The 1,381-nt window shown below is 59.0% G+C and carries 1 protein-coding gene; it reads left to right on the top strand.

Annotated features, from left to right (window positions below):
* Positions 1 to 73 precede the first annotated feature (73 nt).
* On the top strand, positions 74 to 1,117 hold the full coding sequence (locus FB481_RS23120; RefSeq protein WP_147178131.1) for an IS110 family transposase: 1,044 nt from the start codon (positions 74 to 76) through the stop codon (positions 1,115 to 1,117).
* Positions 1,118 to 1,381 lie beyond the last annotated feature (264 nt).

Here is a 1,381-nt window from a genome sequence, read left to right as displayed (position 1 = left end):
AGGCTGTAATGGACTCTCCCCACACCACAGTTCTATACCAAGGTGTCGAGGATTTTTGAGCGGGAGAGTCGTGATGAAACGAATCGCTGTTGATCTGGCCAAGTCCGTTTACCAAGTCGCCGAGAGTGTCCGTTCCGGCCAAGTTGTGCAGCGCAAGCGGCTGAACCGAGAGGCGTTCCGGCGATATATACAGGAGCAGGCCGAGCCGGTCGAGTGGGTGATGGAAGCCTGTGGCACAGCGCACTACTGGGGACGATTGGCACAATCGCTCGGTCATCGAGTGAAGCTGTTGCACCCGCGCTACGTGCGGCCCTATCGACGCCGCAACAAGACCGACCGCAATGACTGCGACGCCATGCTGGAAGCCGCACGCTGCGGTGATATTCATCCGGTGCCAGTCAAAACCCACGAACAGCAGCAACTGCAACAGCTGCACGGGCTGCGGGAAACCTGGAAGAAGAGCCGCACCCAGCGCATCAACCTGCTGCGCGGCATTCTGCGTGAAGCAGGTATCGAAGCGCCGGCCTCAACCGCCGCCTTTATCCGTGCAGCTAGTGAGCTGGTTGAGCAGCCCGAACTCGCGCCCCTGAGCCGTCTGCTGCATATCGTGCTGGCCGAGATCAATCTGTACGAGCAGTGCATTGCCGAATGCGAACAGCAGCTCAAGCGCTGGCATGCTGAGGATGAAATCGTGCGCAAACTGGATGAGGTCAGCGGCATTGGCCTGCTGACTGCCAGCGCCCTGACCGTCGTTGTTGGTAAGCCTGAGCGCTTTTCCAGTGGTCGCCAGCTGAGCGCCTGGTTGGGTATGACCCCCAACGAATACAGCAGTGGCGAACGCCGACGGCTTGGGCGGATCAGCTGCAAGGGCAATATCTATGTGCGCACGCTATTTATCCATGGCTCGCGAGCGGCCTTGCTAGCGGCTCAGCGATGCCAGGCCCGTACGCCAGAAAAACTGACTGAGTTACAGCGCTGGGCCGTCGAGACGGCAGCCCGTATTGGCCACAACAAAGCGGCTGTGGCGCTGGCCAACAAGCTGGTGCGGATCTGCTGGGCGGTGTGGTGCCATGAGCGGCGTTTCAATGGCAATTGGCAGAGCGTAAAGCCCGCCTGACGGCGGGGGTAATCAGCAAAGAAGATGGTTTTCTTGTGGTTGTGGTGAGTAGCAGCACTGTCGGAACAGGCGAGTCCTGCAGCGGAACAAGGCCGATAACAATCATGATCCCCGTGATCGATTGAACGCTTGGCCCCCGCTGCGCGAACTACAGAATGGCCAGGGCGAAGCGCCCACAACAGGCCGGATATACGAATGCAACCGCGCTGACGACAAGTGCAAAAGAAAAGCTTTGCTCACTACTTGTGGGGAGAGTCCATATAC

It is taken from the genome of Pseudomonas sp. AG1028, assembly GCF_007993955.1.
Lineage (GTDB): Bacteria > Pseudomonadota > Gammaproteobacteria > Pseudomonadales > Pseudomonadaceae > Aquipseudomonas > Aquipseudomonas straminea.
Note: the sequence above shows the minus strand (reverse complement) of the source record. Positions and strands in the feature narration are given on the sequence as shown.

What these genes read in the sequence shown, in the direction of transcription:
- FB481_RS23120 (WP_147178131.1), top strand. Translation starts at nt 74, where the DNA reads ATGAAACGAATCGCTGTTGATCTGGCCAAGTCCGTTTACCAAGTCGCC.